The organism is Methylobacterium sp. J-118, assembly GCF_057836565.1.
This window is the reverse complement of the sequence record NZ_JBYQFA010000001.1, coordinates 3,243,210-3,261,302: the sequence shown is the minus strand read 5'-3', so window position 1 is coordinate 3,261,302 and position 18,093 is coordinate 3,243,210. Positions and strand designations below refer to the sequence as shown.

The 18,093-nt window shown below is 70.4% G+C and carries 14 protein-coding genes; 6 read left to right on the top strand and 8 right to left on the bottom strand.

The window, feature by feature from the left end:
* The first annotated feature begins 74 nt into the window (after positions 1-74).
* Entirely contained in the window at positions 75-2,792 is a 2,718-nt protein-coding gene (locus AC3IF3_RS15710) for a valine--tRNA ligase (RefSeq protein WP_489229464.1), read from the top strand.
* Positions 2,793-3,042: 250 nt separating this feature from the next.
* On the opposite strand, the gene AC3IF3_RS15705 is transcribed toward AC3IF3_RS15710, so the two are convergent.
* On the bottom strand, positions 3,043-3,420 hold the full coding sequence (locus AC3IF3_RS15705) for a hypothetical protein (protein ID WP_489229463.1): 378 nt from the start codon (positions 3,418-3,420) through the stop codon (positions 3,043-3,045).
* Between the two features lie 289 nt (positions 3,421-3,709).
* Between AC3IF3_RS15705 and AC3IF3_RS15700 the strand changes: the two genes are divergently transcribed.
* Positions 3,710-5,251, top strand: a complete 1,542-nt coding sequence (locus AC3IF3_RS15700) for a Do family serine endopeptidase (RefSeq protein WP_243967919.1) — start codon at positions 3,710-3,712, stop codon at positions 5,249-5,251.
* A 165-nt stretch (positions 5,252-5,416) separates the two neighbouring features.
* Here AC3IF3_RS15700 and AC3IF3_RS15695 read toward each other — a convergent pair whose 3' ends face one another.
* The 7 genes from AC3IF3_RS15695 to dxs all read right to left on the bottom strand — a co-directional run bounded on the left by AC3IF3_RS15695 (position 5,417) and on the right by dxs (position 14,571).
* The gene (locus AC3IF3_RS15695) at positions 5,417-6,115 is read right to left on the bottom strand and encodes a phosphorylase family protein (RefSeq protein ID WP_489229462.1); all 699 of its coding nucleotides are present in this window, start codon (positions 6,113-6,115) and stop codon (positions 5,417-5,419) included.
* Between the two features lie 228 nt (positions 6,116-6,343).
* Complete coding sequence (gene shc, locus AC3IF3_RS15690; RefSeq protein ID WP_243967917.1) at positions 6,344-8,341, bottom strand: squalene--hopene cyclase; 1,998 nt, start codon at positions 8,339-8,341, stop codon at positions 6,344-6,346.
* 43 nt (positions 8,342-8,384) lie between these two features.
* On the bottom strand, positions 8,385-9,686 hold the full coding sequence (gene hpnE, locus AC3IF3_RS15685; RefSeq protein ID WP_489229461.1) for a hydroxysqualene dehydroxylase HpnE: 1,302 nt from the start codon (positions 9,684-9,686) through the stop codon (positions 8,385-8,387).
* Positions 9,686-10,537, bottom strand: coding sequence for a presqualene diphosphate synthase HpnD (hpnD, locus tag AC3IF3_RS15680; protein ID WP_489217119.1), 852 nt, complete (start codon positions 10,535-10,537; stop codon positions 9,686-9,688). The genes hpnE and hpnD overlap by 1 nt, the downstream gene beginning before the upstream one ends.
* Positions 10,534-11,460, bottom strand: a complete 927-nt coding sequence (gene hpnC / locus AC3IF3_RS15675) for a squalene synthase HpnC (protein WP_243967914.1) — start codon at positions 11,458-11,460, stop codon at positions 10,534-10,536. Before hpnC ends, hpnD begins: the two co-directional genes overlap by 4 nt.
* Positions 11,457-12,485 carry a hopanoid-associated sugar epimerase gene (gene hpnA, locus AC3IF3_RS15670; protein ID WP_243967912.1) on the bottom strand — a complete coding sequence of 343 codons (1,029 nt, stop codon included), beginning with the start codon at positions 12,483-12,485 and terminating at the stop codon, positions 11,457-11,459. The genes hpnC and hpnA overlap by 4 nt, the downstream gene beginning before the upstream one ends.
* A 106-nt stretch (positions 12,486-12,591) precedes the next feature.
* Positions 12,592-14,571, bottom strand: a complete 1,980-nt coding sequence (dxs, locus tag AC3IF3_RS15665; RefSeq protein ID WP_489229460.1) for a 1-deoxy-D-xylulose-5-phosphate synthase — start codon at positions 14,569-14,571, stop codon at positions 12,592-12,594.
* 200 nt (positions 14,572-14,771) lie between these two features.
* Here dxs and AC3IF3_RS15660 point away from each other — a divergent pair, with 200 nt between their 5' ends.
* From AC3IF3_RS15660 to ettA, 4 genes are all read left to right on the top strand, one after another.
* Entirely contained in the window at positions 14,772-15,026 is a 255-nt protein-coding gene (locus AC3IF3_RS15660; protein WP_243970942.1) for a hypothetical protein, read from the top strand.
* A gap of 41 nt (positions 15,027-15,067) precedes the next feature.
* A complete protein-coding gene (locus AC3IF3_RS15655; RefSeq protein ID WP_489231312.1) occupies positions 15,068-15,922 on the top strand; it encodes a DNA/RNA non-specific endonuclease in 855 nt (284 codons plus the stop codon).
* A 9-nt stretch (positions 15,923-15,931) separates the two neighbouring features.
* A complete protein-coding gene (locus AC3IF3_RS15650) occupies positions 15,932-16,231 on the top strand; it encodes a hypothetical protein (protein ID WP_489229459.1) in 300 nt (99 codons plus the stop codon).
* A 170-nt stretch (positions 16,232-16,401) separates the two neighbouring features.
* Entirely contained in the window at positions 16,402-18,054 is a 1,653-nt protein-coding gene (gene ettA / locus AC3IF3_RS15645) for an energy-dependent translational throttle protein EttA (RefSeq protein ID WP_243970940.1), read from the top strand.
* Positions 18,055-18,093: the final 39 nt, after the last annotated feature.

The window sequence follows — 18,093 nt, the reverse complement described above, 5'->3', positions numbered from 1 at the left end:
GGCGTGTTGACGGGAGCGGCCCGACGGTCGAAAGCGGGTCCAACCCTGTTGGACAAGCGCCACCCGTATCCGCGATGATGGACAAGACCTTCGAGCCCGCCTCCGCCGAGGCGCGGATCTCCGCCGCCTGGGACGAGGCGGGGGCCTTCCGCGCCGGCCGGCCCGAGCGCGCCGGCGCCCCCCCCTACTGCATCGTGATCCCGCCGCCGAACGTGACGGGCTCGCTGCATATGGGCCACGCCCTGAACAACACGCTCCAGGACGTGCTCTGCCGGTTTGAGCGCATGCGCGGCAAGGACGTGCTCTGGCAGCCGGGCACGGATCACGCCGGCATCGCCACCCAGATGGTGGTCGAGCGCCGCATGGCGCAGGCCGGCGAGCCGAGCCGCAGGGAGATCGGCCGCGCGGCCTTCCTCGAGAAGGTCTGGGCCTGGAAGGCGGAATCCGGCGGCGCCATCGTCAACCAGCTGAAGCGGCTGGGCGCCTCCTGCGACTGGTCGCGGGAACGTTTCACCATGGACGAGGGCCTAAGCCGCGCCGTGCTCAAGACCTTCGTGGACCTGCACCGGCAGGGCCTGATCTACCGTGACAAGCGGCTGGTGAATTGGGACCCGAAGTTCCAGACGGCGATCTCGGACTTGGAGGTCCAGCAGGTCGAGGTGAAGGGCCATCTCTGGCACTTCGACTATCCCGTCGTCGACGAGACCGGCGCCGAGACCGGCGCCATCATCACGGTGGCGACCACGCGTCCGGAGACGATGCTGGGCGATACCGGCGTCGCGGTCCATCCCGGGGACGCGCGCTACACGGCGCTGGTCGGCCAGCGCGTGCGCCTGCCCCTGGTCGGCCGCCTGATCCCGATCGTGGCCGATGAGTATTCCGACCCGGAGAAGGGCACCGGCGCGGTCAAGATCACCCCGGCGCACGATTTCAACGATTTCGAAGTCGGCCGGCGGCACGGGCTCGGCCTGATCAACGTGCTCGACCCCGAGGGGCGGATGCTGCTCGAGGGCAACGCTGCCTTCCTCGACGGGACCTCGCCCGAGCCGGAGGCCCTGGCGCTTCACGGCCTCGACCGGGCGCAGGCCCGAAAGGCGGTCGTCGCCCTGATGGAGGCGCGTGAGCGCCTTCGCCTGATCGAGCCGAACACGCACGCCGTGCCCCACGGCGACCGCTCCGGCGTGGTCATCGAGCCCTATCTCACCGACCAGTGGTACGTGAACGTCAAGCCGCTGGCCGAGCGCGCCCTCCAGGCGGTGCGCGACGGGCAGACCAAGTTCGTGCCCGAGAACTACGAAAAGACCTTCTTCCAGTGGCTCACCAACATTGAGCCCTGGTGCATCTCGCGCCAGCTCTGGTGGGGCCATCAGATCCCGGTCTGGTACGACGACGCGGGCGCGGTCTTCGTGGCCGAGAGCGAGGCCGAGGCCCTGGCCCAGGCCGAGGCGAAGCACGGCCGGCCGGTGCGGCTGAACCGCGACGAGGACGTCCTCGACACGTGGTTCTCCTCGGCGCTCTGGCCGTTCTCGACGCTCGGCTGGCCGGATTCGACCCCGGAACTCGCGCGCTACTACCCGACCAACACCCTGGTGACCGGCAAGGACATCCTGTTCTTCTGGGTCGCCCGGATGATGATGATGGGCCTGCACCTCACCGACCGGGCCCCGTTCGACACCGTCTACCTGCACACCCTGGTGCGGGACGCGTCGGGTGCGAAGATGTCGAAGTCGAAGGGCAACGTCGTCGATCCCCTGGAGCTGATCGAGAAGATGGGGGCGGATGCCCTGCGCTTCACCCTGTGCGCGCTGGCCGTCCAGGGCCGCGACATCAAGCTGTCGGAGGACAGGGTCAGGGACTACCGCAACTTCGCGACCAAGCTCTGGAACGCCGCGCGCTTCGCCGAGCTGAACGGTTGCCATCTCGATCCCGCCTTCGACCCGCGGAAGGCAACCGGGGCGATCAACCGCTGGGCGCTCACCGAGGCCGCCCGGGCGGTGGAGGAGGTGACGGCGGCGCTCGACGCCTACCGGTTCAACGACGCGGCGGGGGCCGCCTATCGCTTCGTTTGGAACATCTTCTGTGATTGGTACCTGGAGCTGGCCAAGCCGGTGCTGCAGGGCGAGGGCGTCGATCCGGCCGTCCGGGCCGAGACGCAGGCGAGCGTGGCGTTCCTGATCGATCAAGTCGCCAAGCTCCTGCACCCGTTCATGCCGTTCCTCACGGAGGAGCTGTGGGCGATCAAGGGCGCCGGCCTGCCCGACCGTGGCCTCCTGACCCTCGCCGCCTGGCCGGACCTCGGCGGCCTCGCCGACGCGGCCGCCGAGGCCGAGGTCGGCTTCGTGGTCGATCTGGTCACCCAGGTCCGCTCGGCCCGTTCCGAGACGAACGTGCCGGCCGCGGCGCAGATTCCCCTGGTGATGGTCGGCGCGGCTCCCGAGGTCCGGGCCCGGGTCGCGGCGTGGCGGGACACGCTGCTGCGCCTCGCGCGGCTGTCGGAGATCACGTTTACGGAAACGCCGCCGAAGAACTCGGTTCAGCTTCTGGTGCGTGGCAGCGTCGCCGCGCTGCCCTTGGAGGGCGTGGTGGACCTCGCCGCGGAGGTCGCCCGGCTCACGAAGGAGAAGGGCAAGGCGGAAGGCGAGATCAAGAAGATCGACGCCAAGCTCGGCAACGCCGATTTCGTCGCCCGCGCCCCCGAGGAGATCATCGAGGAGAACCGCGAGCGGCGGGAGGTCGAGGCCGCGCGGCTCGCCAAGATCGAGGAGGCGCTGGCGCGGTTGAGCGGAGATTGATCGCCCCGATCGGATCAGCAACGTTCCCTGCGTCGATGTCCCTCGGCCGGCGACCTTTTGGCGGCTCACCGCCGGGGTGTCGACGGGCGCAACGAGGCATGGATAACCGCATCACACGCGGTTATTTTTGATGCCGCGCGGGGGAGAACGTTATGCGTACGACGATCAACCTCGATGATGATTTGATGCCGAAGGCCCGGCATTCCACTGGGATATCGGACCACTGAGGCGTCGGGACCGGGCAGCCGCCTCACCGGCGGGTGCCGAGGGAACCCGCGAAGGGATTGGGCGCGCTGACGCTGCCATACGAGTCATCGATCGAGCTTCCGAAGCCGTCACCCGACGAGCCGCGCGGATGGGTGGAATAATCGGGCGGCACATAGATCCCGGCCCGGATCCTGTACCCGGCTTTCAGGGTATCGGGATTCGTGGCGCCGACGCCATTGTCGTAACGCCGAGCATCGACGTCTTCGATCGAGCGGTTTTTCGTCTTGGAAACTTTCGAATTCATTCGAGCGTTGGGAGCCGGGCCGGCGTCGAAGTAACGCCGATAATCCGAATAGCCGTCAGCGGCCATCGATCCGACCGTCGATCCCAAAAGTATGGCTGCCGCCAACAGCGTCTTCATTGCCGGATCCTCACGCCTCTCGCACCGCAGTGACCGACTGGGTCGATGCTTACGGCGCCCTGCCGGGACTCGTGACAATCTATTTCGTCTTCCCGGATGCGCAGGTGACAAGCGGCACGCGCCTCGGGTTTTTCCAATGCCGGAATCCCGCGACGCGCCCGTGCCCCGCACATGTCCAAACCGTAATTTGACCGCCACGCCCGGGTCAGGGGCCGCCCTCTAGACCGATCGCATCGACCGCCGCGTGACCCGGCGTCGTCCAGATCCGTCCCCAGAGGTTGAGCCCCCTATGACCGAGACCCGTCCCGCAGGCCGCACCACGCGCCGCGCCCTCGCCTCCGTGGCCGCCGCCGCCCTGATCGCCGGTGGCGCCCTCGGCAGCGTCGCCCTGCCGTCCGTCACCCCGGCCTACGCGCAGGCCCTGCCCAAGACGCCGATCGAGGCCCCCGAGCATCCGCCGGGCTCCTTCGCCGGCATCGTCAACAAGGTGAAGCCGGGCGTCGTCTCGGTGAAGGTCAAGCTCGACGATTCGGCGAGCGGCGACGACGAGGACGGCCAGGGGCCCGGCCAAGGGCAGGGGCGCAATCTGGAGAACGTGCCGCCGCAGCTGCGCGAGTTCTTCAAGCGCTTCGGCCAGAACGGCCCCGGCGGCATGCAACCCCAGCACCAGGGTCCGCGCGGCGCGGTCGGCTCCGGCTTCATCATCTCGGCCGATGGCTATGTCGTGACCAACAACCACGTGGTCGATCACGCCAAGACCGTGCAGGTGACCCTCGACGACGGACGGACCCTCGACGCGAAGGTGATCGGCAAGGATTCCAAGACCGACGTCGCGCTCCTGAAGATCAACGAGGGCTCGAACTACCCCTACGTTCAGTTCGGCAAAGCCGCCCCACAGGTCGGCGACTGGGTGGTGGCGATCGGCAACCCGTTCGGCCTCGGCGGCACCGTGACAGCCGGCATCGTCTCGGCCCGGGGCCGCGACATCGGCGCCGGCCCGTACGACGACTTCCTGCAGATCGATGCCCCGATCAACAAGGGCAATTCGGGCGGCCCGACCTTCAACGTCAACGGTGAGGTGGTCGGCATGAACACCGCCATCGCGTCCCCGTCGGGCGGCAGCGTCGGCTTGGCCTTCGCGATCCCGGCCGAGACCGTTCAGGCGGTGGTCGATCAGCTCCGCACCGACGGCAAGGTCGCCCGCGGCTATCTGGGCGTCCAGATCCAGCCGGTGACGCAGGACATCGCGGAGGGTCTGGGCCTCGACAAGGCCAAGGGCGCCCTCGTCGACCACGCCGAGAATGGCACCCCGGCCGCTCAGGCTGGGCTCAAGGCCGGCGACGTGATCGAGAAGGTCAACGGCGACACGGTGGACAGCGCCCGTGAGCTCTCGCGCAAGATCGCCGGCATGAAGCCCGGCGCCAAGGTCGAGCTCGGCTACCTCCGCGGCGGCAAGTCCGACACCGCCACGGTGACGCTCGGCGCCATGCCCACCGACGGCACCAAGGTGGCGAGCCGCGGCGATGACGACTCGGCCAACGGCCAGCCGCGGCTCGGCCTGCAGCTCGCGCCGGCGAGCGAGGTCGGCCTGTCCGATCAGGGCGTTGCGGTGGTCCAGGTCGATCCCGACGGGCCGGCGGCCGCCAAGGGCATCGAGGCGGGCGATCTGATCCTCGACGTCGGCGGGCAGAACGTGTCGCGTCCCGCGGACGTGGCCGCGCAGATCCGGGCGGCCGAGTCGAACGGACGCAAGGCCGTCCTGATGCGGGTGAAGAGCAGCAAGGGCCAGACCCGCTTCGTGGCGGTCTCGCTCGGTAAGAAAGCCGGCTGAGGCCGGCTCCTCCCGGCGCGGGGCTTCGGCCCCGCGCCGTCTCGTGGTGACCTCCGACTCGCGCCGGCTGAACAGGCCGGCGCTTTTTCGTGACTCGATCCGCGCCCGCCTTCGAGAGGCTGGGTGGCCTCGCTCCCCTTACAGTGACGGCGAGTCTGCGGCGTCTCAGCCCCCTGCCGCCGGTATTCCCAGCCCCGGCCCGAGCCGGGCGCGGCAGCGGCCGAGCGCCGCGAAGGCGGCGTTCGAGTCCCGGGCGAGGCGCATCAGGTCGCCCAGCCGCGCCCGGCCGCGGGCGAAGGCGAAGAACACCGCGGCGATATCGGGCTCGCCATCCGCCGTCAGCGCTTCCGCCGCGAAGGCCGGCAGCGCCTGACCGGCGGGGTCGCAGATCACCCGCAGGGCCGCGAAGGGCAGACCGTGCCGGCCGGCAAAGGCCGCGGCCACGTGCGATTCCATGTCCACGGCCGCAGCGCCGGTGGCGGCCCGCAGTTCCGTCTTGCCCTCCACCGCGAGGATCGCCGTATCGACCCCGGCGAGATCCGCCGGGATGACCCGGGGTCCAACCCCCGACAGGATGTTGAGGAGCACGGCGGAAAGGTCGAGATCGGCGGTCCGGCGGCCCTCCTCGCCGACCACGCCGGTGCCCACCACCACATCGCCGGGCTTCAGCGACGGATCGAGCCCCCCTGCGATGCCGAAGCTCACCACGGCGCGGCAGCCGGGCGGAATACGTGCGTCGAGAAGCTGGCGCAGGCGATGCGGGTTGCCGCCGGCGCCCACCGCCTCGACCCCGTCTCCAGCGGCCATGCGGCGCTCACGGGCGAGGCCGGTGACGGCCAGGACGGGGGCGGCGGGATCGATCATGGCGCGCTGGTGGACCAGTCCGGCGAGGTCCGCAAGCAGGCGCGCACGCCGCGGCGGTGACGCGGGCCTCGGATCCGCCGCGGGGCGGGGTTCGCCCGGTCCCACGGGGTCGGTGTCTGTGGAGGCCACGTGTCGGATACCGGGCTCGCGGGTCGGTCACCGGGACGGTCGAACGCGCTGCGATCCGGTGGAGCAAGAGGCCGGTCCGTCGGGACCGGCCCCGTCGCATCACATGCCGAACTGCACGCGCCGGCTGTTGGCGCGCTTGAGGTTGCGGTAGCGCGCCATCGCCCAGAGCGGGAAGAACTTCGGGTAGCCATGATACCGCAGGTAGAACACCCGCGGGAAGCCCGTGGCGGTGTAGCGTTCTTCCTTCCAGAACCCGTCGGCGCCCTGCGTCCGGGTGAGGAAGTTGATGCCCCGGGTCACGGCCGGATCGTCGACCGCGCCGGCCGCCATCAGGGCCAGCAGCGCCCAGGCGGTCTGCGAGGCGGTGGACGAGCCAGCCTCGAAAGCCGGATCGATCTTGTACGAGTTGGCGTCCTCGCCCCAGCCGCCATCCGGGTTCTGGATGCGGATCAGCCACGAGACCGCCCGTTGGATCCGCGGATCCGCCGGATCGACCCCGGCCGCGTTGAGGGCGCAGAGCACCGACCACGTGCCGTAGATGAAGTTCATGCCCCAGCGGCCGTACCAGGAGCCGTCCTCCTCCTGGTCGTTCAGGAGATAGTTCACGCCGCGGTCCAGCGCCCGGGAGCTCTCCCGGGTCTCGCCGAGCTGGGCCAGCATGCCGACGACGCGGGCGGTGACGTCCGCGGTCGGCGGATCGAGCAGCGCGCCGTGGTCCGAGAACGGGATGTGATTGAGATACATGTGGTTGTTGTCGGCGTCGAACGCCGCCCAGCCACCGTCCTCCGATTGCAGCCCCTCGACCCATTCCCGGGCCCGGGCGATCGCGGCCTTGTAGTCCGGCATGCCGGCCACCAGCCCGTGCTGGTGCATCGCCCGGTCCATGGCCATCACCACCACGGCGGTGTCGTCGAGGTCGGGGTAATGGGGATTGGCGTACTGGAACGCCCAGCCCCCCGGCCGGACCTTCGGCTTGCGCGCCGCCCAGTCGCCGACGATGTCGAGCACCTGGCGAGGCTTCAGCCAGTCGAGCCCGGCGCGGGCCTGAGCCTCGGCCTCGGGGCCACCGGCCTCCAGGAGGGCGTGGCTGGCCAGCGCCGTATCCCAGACCGGCGAGACGCAGGGCTGGACATAGGCCTCGTCGGCCTTCTCGACGACGAGCTTCTCGATAGCGTCGCAGGCGACGCGGACCTGCGGGTGATCGGGCCGGTAGCCCATCACCTCGTACATCAGCACTGAATTGACCATGGCGGGGAAGATCGCGCCCAGGCCGTCCTCGCCGTTCAGGCGCTCGCTGACCCAGGCCCGGGCCTTCTCCATGGCGCGCTGCCGGCTCTTGCGCGGCATCCGGTCCTCGACGAGCTGGAGGATCCGGTCGATGAAGCCGAAGATCGGCGTCCAGGGCCATGTCGCGTGCGGGGAACCGGGCCAGGAGCGCACGCTCTCGGGCGGCGTAACGAACAGCTCCTGCACGCTGACGCCGCGCGGGTTGCGGGCCCGGGGCTTGGTCGCCTGGAGCACGAACAGCGGCACCACGGTTGTGCGGGCCCAGTAGCTGATCTTGTCGAGGTGGAACGGGAACCACTTCGGCAGGAACATCACCTCCACGGGCATCACCGGCACGGCGCGCCACGGCACCTCGCCGTAGAGCGCCAGCATGAACCGGGTGAAGACGTTGGCGTTGGCCGCGCCGCCGCGGGACAGGATGCCCTCGCGGGCCCGGCGCATGTGCGGCGCCTCGATGTCCTCGCCGATCATCTTGAGGGCGAAATACGCCTTGACCGTGCAACTCATGTCGAAGGGCCCCTCGTGGACGAGGGCCCAGCCGCCGTGCCGGCCTTGCGTGCGGCGCAGGTAATTGCCGATCTTGGCCTCGAGGCCGTCCGGGACCGGCGTGCCGCGGAACTGGTGGAACAGGATGTACTCGGACGGGATCGTCGCGTCCGCTTCGAGCTCGAAGCAGATATGCCCGTCGTCCTGCGCCAGGGCTGCGAGGGCACGCGTCGCATGCGCGACGCCGCGCTCGACATCGTCGAGCGAGATCCCCTGAGTCTTCGAGCGCTGCAGCGCCTCGACCTTGCTTACGGCCTCTCTCATAGTCCTCGACCTCGAACGACCGCCTCGCGGCGGACGTTATGCCTCAAGCTGCGCCGCGCGCCCGGGTTCCGGAGCGCGCGACCGATCCGGCGCGCAGGGCGCGCGCGGCAGTCATGCCCGAACGGATCGCTCCCTCGATCGTCGATGGCAGGCCGGTGGCTGTCCAGTCGCCTGCCAGGACGAGATTGTCGTAGGCGGTTCCGGCCGCCGGGCGCCGCGCGGCCTCCGCCGGCGTCGCCGCGAAGGTCGCACGCTTCTCCTTTACGATCTGCCAGCTGGGCAGTTCCGGTGCAAGATTGCAAAGCTGTGCGATCTCGGACCAGATCCGGCGCGCGAGGTCCTCCCGGGGCACGTCGAGCAGCCGGTCGGCACCGCTGATCGTCACCGAATAGCGGTCCGGATAGGCGAACAGCCACTCCGTGAGCGCATTGACCACGCCGAGGACGAGCGGGCTGCCGGGCTTCGGCGCCAGGGCGAAATGGGCGTTCACGATGGAGCGGAATTCCACCGGGGCGAGGAGACCGGGCAACACCTCGCGGGCCACCCAGGGCGGCAGCGCCAGCACGATGCCGTCGTCGGGCCCGAGCGTCTCCGCGCCGTCCGAGAACAGGAGCTGGCCGACGCGGCCCTCCGCCAGGTCGAGCCCCCGCAGGCGACGCCCGAACCGGACCTCGCAGCCGCGGGTCGCGAGGTGGCGCAGGGCCGGGTCGACGAAGGCGTAGGACAGGCCTTCCACCGCCACCAGCGGCCGGCAAGCCTTCCCGCCGGCCCCCAGGGTCTCGCGCAGGATCCGGGCGGCGAGCCCGACATCGCTGTCCCGCGGCTCGGTGTTGAGGGCGGCGAGCAGCACCGGATGCCAGAGCCGCCGGTAGAGGTCGCCGTCGCAGTCCATATGGGCGCCGATCGTGCCGCCGGCCCCCTCCGGCTTGCCGGAGGCCGCCCGCAGGATCCCGAGCGGGGCGAGATAGTCCCGGGCCCGGGTGCCGGGGACGCGCCGCGACGGGCTCATCACCCACCAGGGCAACCGCCCGGCATTGGGGCGCAGGCACCAGCGCTCGCCGGACGCGAGGTCGGCGAAGTCGAACGCGGCCTCGTCCGGACCAGTGAGCGCGTCGGCGGGCGCGCCGATGGTCTTGAGGAAGCCCAGCGCGTCGGCATTGCCGGAGAGCAGCAGGTGGTTGCCGTTGTCGAGGGTCAGGCCCAGCGCCGGGTCGTAGTAGGACCGGCAGCGCCCGCCCGCTTGCTTGGCGGCCTCGTGCAGAACCACCCGGGTGCCGGTCTCGGCCAGGGCGACGGCGGCGGACAGGCCGGCCAGGCCGGCCCCGACGACGTGGACAATGCCCATCAGATCAGGCCGTGGCGGAGGACGACGCCGAGCAGGGCGAGCTTGCCGGGCTTCACCCGAGCCCGGGGCATCGCCCAGCCGCGGGCGATCACCGCCTTCAGGTAGAGATGATACGCGGCGGCCATCAGCCGGGCGGCCTTGGTCGCCTTCCGGGGGCTGCGGCGGATGATCTCCCAGGTCGCCTGGTAATGCTCCTCCGCCTCGCGGGCCAGGGAGGCGCAGACCTCGCCGATGCGCGGATGCGCGATCGCAGCGGCCGGGGTCGGCTCCGGGAGCCCGATCGCGAAAAGCTTCTCCCGGGGCAGGTAGAGGCGGCCGCGCTCGGCATCCTCGTCGATGTCGCGCAGGATGTTGGTGAGCTGGAGCGCCCGGCCCTGGTGCCAGGCCAGCCGGATCCCGTCCGCCTCCGGCATGCCGAAGATCCGCACCGACAGCCGGCCAACCGCGCTCGCGACCCGGTCGCAATAGAGGTCGAGGGTCTCGGCATCAGGGGCGACGATGTCCGCGACCGCATCCATGGCCATGCCGTCGATGACCGCCTGGAAATCTTCGCGCTTCAGGCCGAACCGGCGCACCGGCTCCACGAGGTCGCGGACCCGCGGGACCGGACGGCCGGCATAGAGCGCGTCGATATCGGCCCGCCAGCGGTCGAGCTCGGCCTGCCGTACGGCCCGGGTACCGCCGTCGTCGGCGACGTCATCGACGGCCCGGCAGAAGGCGTAGACCGCGTACATGGCCTCCCGCCGCTCCTTCGGGAGCAGGCGCATCGCCGTGTAGAAGGAGGAGCCGGCGGCCGGCAGCGCCGGGGCGGATTCCGCCCCGGCGGCGGCGGGGGTCGCGGTGGCACTCACGGGCGGCTTCCCTGCGCGCGGCTGCGCTGCGCGCGGAGTCCCCGGTCGGCGGCCCGCACGACCCGGCCCCGGAAGGGGCGGCGCGCCAGCGTCGCGGCGACCCCGCCGAGCGCCGTGAGGGCGAAGGCGCGCTTGCTGTGGTGGACCTTTTCCGAGAGCGGATCGCGCTCCAGCAGGCCGCGGGCGAGGACGACGGCGAGGCGGTGGATCGCGGCGATCTCCATCGAGAGGCGCAGGTCGTCGATCAGGTCCGGCAGGACCGCGCCCTCCTCGAGGAGATCGAGGCACTTCTGCGCCAGTTCACGGATCACCGCCTGGAGCTGCGGCGGCGCCGTATTTTCGCCCAGCATCGCCACCGTGGCGCCGTGGCGGTCGAGGGCGTCCTGCGGGAGATAAACCCGGTCGAGGGCGGCGAAATCCTTGCCGCAATCCTGGAGGTGGTTGATCACCTGCAGCGCCGCGCAGATCGCGTCGGACGGGCCCCACACCCGGATCGGATCCTCGCCGTGGACGTCGAGCACGAAGCGCCCCACCGGCATCGCCGAATAGCGGCAATAGTGGAGCAGTTCATCCCAGGTCGCGTAGCGGTTCTTCCGGGCGTCCATTCGGAAGGCGTCGAGGAGTTCCAGCGCGTGGCGGGGCGGCAGGACGCGGCTCGCCAGTTCGCGCTTGAGCGGAGCCGCCTCCGGATCGGACGGGCCGGCTCCGGTGAGCGCGTCGGCCAGCCGGTCGAGGAGTTCAATCTTGCGCTCCGGGGACAGGTCCGGATGGTCGGCCACGTCGTCGCCGGCGCGGACAAAATCGTAGAACGCCAGGATCGCCCCGCGGTGATGCGGGTGGATCAGGTGCGAGGCGACCGGGAAGTTCTCGTCGCGGTGCCCCTTGCCGGAGCGGGCCGCGGTGGCGCTGTCGAGGGTGCTCATGCGAGATACCCCGCCTCCCGGAACCAGTGAATCGCGTCGGACAGGCCCTCGCGGTAGGGCCGTGCCGTGTAGCCCAGTTCCGCGCGGGCCTTCCGATCCGAAAAGAACATGCGGTAGCGCGACATGCGGATCCCATCGATGGTCGCGAAGGGCTGCCGGCCCGTGACCCGGGCGGCAAGCTGGGCGAAGAACGCCACCGGATAGACCGCCGCCCGCGGCAGCCTCACGGTCGGCGGCTTGCGCCCGACCATGCCGGCGATGTCGGCGAGCATCTGCGACAGGAACACGTCCTCGCCGCCGAGGATGTAGCGCTCGCCGATCCGGCCCTTGCGGAGGGCGAGGAGATGACCCTCGGCCACGTCGTCGACATGGGCGAGGTTGAGGCCGGTATCGACGAAGGCCGGCATCCGGCCGAGCGCCGCCTCCTGGATGATCCGGCCGGTGGGCGTCGGCTTCACGTCCCGGGGTCCGATCGGCGTCGACGGGTTGACGATCACGGCCTTCAGGCCGTCCCGGGCGATCATCTCCTCGACCACCCGCTCGGCCACGACCTTGCTGCGCTTGTAGGCGCCGATGGCGGTCTCCGGCGTCAGCGGCATGGTCTCGTCGGAGGGCGTCGCCCCGTCGGCGGGCGGCCGGATCGTCGCGACGCTCGACGTGTAGACGACGCGCTCGACCCCGGCCTCCAGGGCCGCGCGCATCATCAGGCGGGTGCCGTCGCGGTTGGTGCGGACGATCTCGTCCCTATCGGGCGCCCAGAGCCGGTAATCGGCCGCGGCGTGGATCAGGTAGCGCTGTCCGCGCAGGGCCGCCGCCACGGCGGCCGGGTCGCGCATGTCGCCCTCGGCGATCTCCACGTCGGTCCAGGTGAGGTTCCGGCGCGGGCTCGTGGCGCGCACGAGGATGCGCACCGGGAAGCCGGCCCGGCGGAACACGTCGACCAGGGCCGAGCCGAGGAAGCCGCTCGCGCCGGTGATCAGCACGGGGCCGACCTCGGTAGAGCCGGGGAATATGGCCTCTGCCATCACGGATCTGGAGGTTGCGGAATAGGAGCGCGTCCGGGGAGTCCCGTCGCGCCGCGCTTGTGTCATCGAACTGCCCGGGCAGCAAGCCGCGGCCCGGGCGCTGCCCTCAGGCGAGCCGCAGGTGCGACCGGCCCTCCTTCCGCTCGGGCAGGGTGTCGAGCGCCATCCTGACGATGGCGGCGGCATCGAGCCCGGCCTCGGCGTACATCTTCTCCGGGCTGTCGTGGTCCTGGTACAGGTCCGGCAGCGTCAGCGTCCGCACACGCACCCGGCCCGCATCCAGCGCGCCCTGCTCCGACAGCAGGTGCAGCACCATCGCCCCGAACCCGCCGCGCGAGCCCTCCTCGATGGTGATCAGCACCTCGTGGCTCTGCGCCAGCTCCAGGATCAGCGCCTCGTCCAGCGGCTTGGCGAAGCGCGCATCCGCGACGCTCACCCCGACGCCCTGATCCGACAGCGTGTCCGCCGCCTTCAGCGCCTCGGACAGGCGCGTGCCCAGGCTGAGGATCGCCACCCGCGCCTCCGCGTCCCGCCGCACCACCCGGCCCTTGCCGATCGGAAGCACCTCGCCCCGCTCCGGCAGCTCGACCCCGACCCCCTCGCCGCGCGGGTAGCGCAGGGCGATCGGGCCGGAATCGTGCGCGTGGGCGGTCGCCACCATGTGGACCAGCTCGGCCTCGTCGGAGGCCGCCATCACGGTCATGTTCGGCAGGCAGCACAGATACGCCAGGTCGAAGGCCCCGGCATGGGTCGCCCCGTCCGCCCCGACCAGCCCGGCCCGGTCCAGGCAGAACCGCACGGGCAGGTTCTGCAAAGCCACGTCGTGCACGACCTGGTCGTAGGCCCGCTGCAGGAAGGTCGAGTAGATCGCCACGAACGGCCGGTAGCCCTCGGTGGCCAGGCCGCCGGCAAACGTCACCGCGTGCTGCTCGGCGATGCCGACGTCGAAGGTCTTGTCCGGATGCGCCTTCCCGAACAGGTCGATGCCGGTGCCGCCGGGCATCGCCGCGGTGATCGCCACGACCCGGTCGTCGGCGTCGGCCGCCTTGATCAGGCTCTCGCCGAACACCCTTGTATAGGCCGGGGCGTTCGGCTTGGCCTTGGCCTGGACGCCCGAGACCACGTCGAACTTGACCACCCCGTGATAGCGGTCGGCGCTGGCCTCGGCCGGGGCGTAGCCCTTGCCCTTCCGGGTGACGACGTGGAGCAGGATCGGGCCGTGCTCGGCGTCGCGGACGTTCTTCAGGACCGGCAGCAGCTGGTCGAGGTTGTGCCCGTCGACCGGGCCGACATAGTGAAAACCCATCTCCTCGAACATCGTGCCGCCGCCGACCACGAGGGAGCGGGCATATTCCTCGGCCGCGGCCGCGCGCTGGTAGAGCGCCTTCGGCAGGAGCTTGCCGAGCTGCTTGGCGGTCTCGCGCAGGGACTGGTAGGTGCCGCCCGAGGCCAGCCGCGCGAGGTAGCCCGACATCGCGCCCACCGGCGGGGCGATCGACATGTCGTTGTCGTTGAGGATCACGATCAGGCGCGAATGCAGGGCGCCGGCATTGTTCATGGCCTCGTAGGCCATGCCGGCCGACATCGAGCCGTCGCCGATCACCGCGATGGCGTTGCGGCGCGTCACGCCGCGGCCCTTGGCCTTGGCGGCGGCCGCGTCGAGGTCGCGGGCGACCGCCATGCCGAGCGCGGCCGAGATCGAGGTCGAGGAATGGGCCGCGCCGAACGGGTCGTAGACGCTCTCGGAGCGCTTGGTGAAGCCCGACAGGCCGCCGCCCTGGCGCAGCGTCCGGATGCGGTCGCGGCGCTCGGTGAGGATCTTGTGCGGGTAGCACTGGTGGCCGACATCCCAGACGATCCGGTCGTCGGGGGTGTCGAACACGTGGTGCAGCGCGACCGTGAGTTCGACCACGCCCAGCCCCGAGCCGAGATGGCCGCCGGTGACCGAGACCGCGTCGATCATCTCGGCGCGCACCGCCTCCGCCACCGCCGCAAGCTCCGATTCCGGAAGACGGCGCAACGCCGCCGGATTCGGGACACGATCCAGCAACGCCGATTGCTCAGGTGATAGTGCCAATGGTCGCATCCGCTCGTTCGAGTATGGCGACGGCCGCTGCGCGTGCCCTCGGCCCCGCGACGCTCGCACCCGGGGTTACGCGTTCATGCTAGAACCCGTCCGTCCGTCGCTGTCATGATAGTGCGAGGTACGGATGATCGGCGGCCCGATCAATGTCGCGCCGACGTTTTTTTCAGTCACGTGCCCTCATTGCCACAAGAGGTCCGCCTTTGAGCCCGGCTCGTCTGTGCACAATCCTGCTCACGCTCGCGATTACGGGACCTGGCCAAGCTTACGCCGAGCCGCGACCGCCGGACGGCAATCTCGACTTCCTCTGCAACTTCCTCGGCGATTGCCCGCCGCGTCTCGCCCCGGGCGGCCCAGACCGCGACGCGCGGCCCTTCACCGGCAGCCTGGGCCGCCCCTGTGCGTGGCGGGACCGTCCGACGCCGGAGGGGGTGCGGCGGGTGCGCGTGTGCTGGTGAGCCTGCGTGCCGGGCTCTTTGCCGCGGCCTTCGGAGCGGCCTTGGCCGCGGCGGCGTTCGACGCGCCCCCCGCCGGCGCCGGCGAGACCTGCCCGGCCCTGTTCGCCGATGGCCGGGCGCCGGTCCTCACCAACCCGAAGCTCGCGGCGCGGACGGTCCCGCTGTGCTTCGAGGCCTTCACCGTGCTGCATTCCGGAGTGACGCGCACGCCACTCTATTCGGCCGAGCATCTCACCCGGGCGAGCGTCGCCGAGGCCCGCACGGTGGCCCGAGACGATGCCTTCCACGAGGAAGCCCGGCTGCCCGCCGACGACCGCGCCGCCCTGGAGGATTACGTCCGCAGCGGCTTCGACCGGGGCCACCTGTCGCCCGCGGGCGACATGCCGACGCTGAGCGCCCAGGCCGAATCCTTCAGCCTGGCCAACATCGTGCCGCAGAACCGGGTCCTGAACCGCGGGCTCTGGGCGGATATGGAGGAAAGCACGCGGCGTCTGGCGAGCCGGCGCGGCGCGCTCTTCGTGGTCACCGGCGTGATCTTCTCCGGGGACGCGGTGCAGCAGATCAAGGGCGGCGTGCTCGTGCCGACGCAGCTGTTCAAGGCGCTCTACGACCCCGCGAGCGGCGAGGCCGGCGCCTATCTCGCCCGCAACGACGAGTCCCGGGACTGGCAGGCGGTCTCCATCGACGCGCTCGGCCGCCAGGCCGGGATCGACGTCTTCCCCGGGCTGCCGGCCGGCGCCCGGACGACCGCGATGAGTCTGCCGGATCCCCATGCCTCCGCCCGCGCGGACGAGCGCCGACCCCGCAACGAGCAGACGTGGCAGGATTGGCTCCGGCGCGAGGGCCTGCGCGCCCTGCGCCGGTTCATCCGCGACCTGCTCCGCACGGTCTTCTGAGAGGGATCCATGCCCGAGAACAAGCACCGCGCCCGGACCGCCTCGGAGACGTCCGACGCCTTCGCGCCCTTTGCCGACGCGGCCGGGGTCCGCACCGTCGGCGCCCTCTCCTTCGAGAACGGCACCGACCGGATCGCCCTGCACGGCTCCCTCGACCTGACCCGGGACCGGGCCGGCCTCGCGCAGGCCCGGCTGCTCCGGGAGACGCTCGACGCCATCGTGAAGGCCCTGGAGGCCGACGATCTCCCCGAGACGGTGGCCGAGGCCCCCGCGGCGGCCCCGACGTCGGTCCCGAACCCGTTCGCCTGAGCGCCCCGGCGCGGCGGCATCCTTGCCGCTGCCCGGCGGGCCTGATACTCGAACGGGGTCATTCCTAGATCGTGGGGACGTGCGGACAGGACGGGGATGAGACCCCGCGCCTGCCCCGTGCCGCTGGCACGCACCGCGCATTCCCGCACAGCACGCCGAGGATTTCCGCGATGGCTCGCGAATTCATCTACCACATGCGCGGCCTGACCAAGGCCTATACCGGCGGCAAGAAGGTCCTGGATAGCGTCAACCTGTCCTTCTACCCCGACGCCAAGATCGGCGTCCTGGGCATCAACGGCTCCGGCAAGTCGACGCTGCTCAAGATCATGGCCGGCATCGACAAGGAATTCACCGGCGACGGCTGGGTGGCCCAGGGCGCGCGTGTCGGCTACCTGCCGCAGGAACCCCAGCTCGATCCGACCAAGTCGGTCCGCGAGAACGTGATGGAGGGGGTGGCCGAGAAGCAGGCCATGCTCGACCGCTACAACGAACTCGCCATGAACTACTCGGAGGAGACGGCCGACGAGATGACCGAGCTCCAGGACCGGATCGAATCGCTCGGTCTGTGGGAGCTCGATTCTAAGATCGATCAGGCCATGGAGGCCCTGGGCTGCCCGAGCGACGAGCAGCCCGTCGCCACCCTGTCGGGCGGCGAGCGCCGCCGCATCGCCCTGTGCCGGCTGCTCCTGTGGGAGCCGGAACTGCTGCTCCTCGACGAGCCGACCAACCACCTCGACGCCGAGACGGTGAACTGGCTGGAGGGTCACCTGCGCCAATATCCGGGCGCGATCCTGATCGTGACCCACGACCGCTACTTCCTCGACAACGTCACCAGCTGGATCCTGGAACTCGACCGCGGCAAGGGCATCCCCTACGAGGGCAACTACTCCGCCTGGCTGGTGCAGAAGCAGAAGCGCCTGGAGCAGGAGGGCCGCGAGGACATGGCCCGGCAGCGCTCCATCTCCCGGGAGCAGGAGTGGATCGCCGCCTCCCCGAAGGCCCGCCAGTCGAAGTCGAAGGCGCGCATCACCCGCTACGAGGAGCTGGTCGCCAAGCAGAACAACAAGATCGATGCCTCCGCGCAGATCGTCATCCCGATCGACGAGCGGCTGGGCAACAACGTCATCGAATTCGAGCACCTCAACAAGGCGTTCGGCGACCGTCTTCTGATCGAGGATCTCTCGTTCAAGCTGCCGCCGGGCGGCATCGTCGGGGTGATCGGCCCGAACGGGGCCGGCAAGACCACCCTGTTCAAGATGATCACCGGGCAGGAGAAGCCCGACGCCGGCAAGATCGATGTCGGCGAGACGGTCAAGCTCGGCTATGTCGACCAGTCGCGCGACGCCCTCGATCCGAACGCCACGGTCTGGCAGGAGGTCTCGGGCGGCAACGACATCATCTATTTCAACAAGCGCGAGATCAATTCGCGGGCCTATTGCGCGGCCTTCGCGTTCAAGGGCCCCGACCAGCAGAAGAAGGTCGGCACCCTCTCGGGCGGCGAGCGCAACCGGGTGCACCTCGCCCGGACGCTGAAGGGCGGCGCCAACGTCCTGCTCCTCGACGAGCCGACCAACGACCTCGACATGGAGACGCTGCGCGCCCTCGAGGACGCGCTGGAGGATTACGCGGGCTGTGCGGTGATCATCAGCCACGATCGCTGGTTCCTGAACCGGATCGCGACCCACATCTTGGCCTTCGAGGGCGACAGCCACGTGGAGTGGTTCGAGGGGAACTTCTCCGACTACGAAGCCGACAAGGTCCGGCGGCTCGGGGCCGATTCGATCATGCCGAAGAAGATCAAGTACAAGCGGTTCTCGCGCTGAGCGGGCCCTCCGCCCCCTCTCTGCGGCGGAGGAAGGGTG

Excerpts from the sequence above, each read along its gene's own strand:
- AC3IF3_RS15710 (WP_489229464.1), top strand. The coding sequence starts at position 75 with ATGATGGACAAGACCTTCGAGCCCGCCTCCGCCGAGGCGCGGATCTCC.
- AC3IF3_RS15705 (WP_489229463.1), bottom strand. The coding sequence starts at position 3,420 with ATGAAGACGCTGTTGGCGGCAGCCATACTTTTGGGATCGACGGTCGGA.
- AC3IF3_RS15700 (WP_243967919.1), top strand. The coding sequence starts at position 3,710 with ATGACCGAGACCCGTCCCGCAGGCCGCACCACGCGCCGCGCCCTCGCC.
- AC3IF3_RS15695 (WP_489229462.1), bottom strand. The coding sequence starts at position 6,115 with ATGATCGATCCCGCCGCCCCCGTCCTGGCCGTCACCGGCCTCGCCCGT.
- shc (WP_243967917.1), bottom strand. The coding sequence starts at position 8,341 with ATGAGAGAGGCCGTAAGCAAGGTCGAGGCGCTGCAGCGCTCGAAGACT.
- hpnE (WP_489229461.1), bottom strand. The coding sequence starts at position 9,686 with ATGGGCATTGTCCACGTCGTCGGGGCCGGCCTGGCCGGCCTGTCCGCC.
- hpnC (WP_243967914.1), bottom strand. The coding sequence starts at position 11,460 with ATGAGCACCCTCGACAGCGCCACCGCGGCCCGCTCCGGCAAGGGGCAC.
- hpnA (WP_243967912.1), bottom strand. The coding sequence starts at position 12,485 with ATGGCAGAGGCCATATTCCCCGGCTCTACCGAGGTCGGCCCCGTGCTG.
- dxs (WP_489229460.1), bottom strand. The coding sequence starts at position 14,571 with ATGCGACCATTGGCACTATCACCTGAGCAATCGGCGTTGCTGGATCGT.
- AC3IF3_RS15650 (WP_489229459.1), top strand. The coding sequence starts at position 15,932 with ATGCCCGAGAACAAGCACCGCGCCCGGACCGCCTCGGAGACGTCCGAC.
- ettA (WP_243970940.1), top strand. The coding sequence starts at position 16,402 with ATGGCTCGCGAATTCATCTACCACATGCGCGGCCTGACCAAGGCCTAT.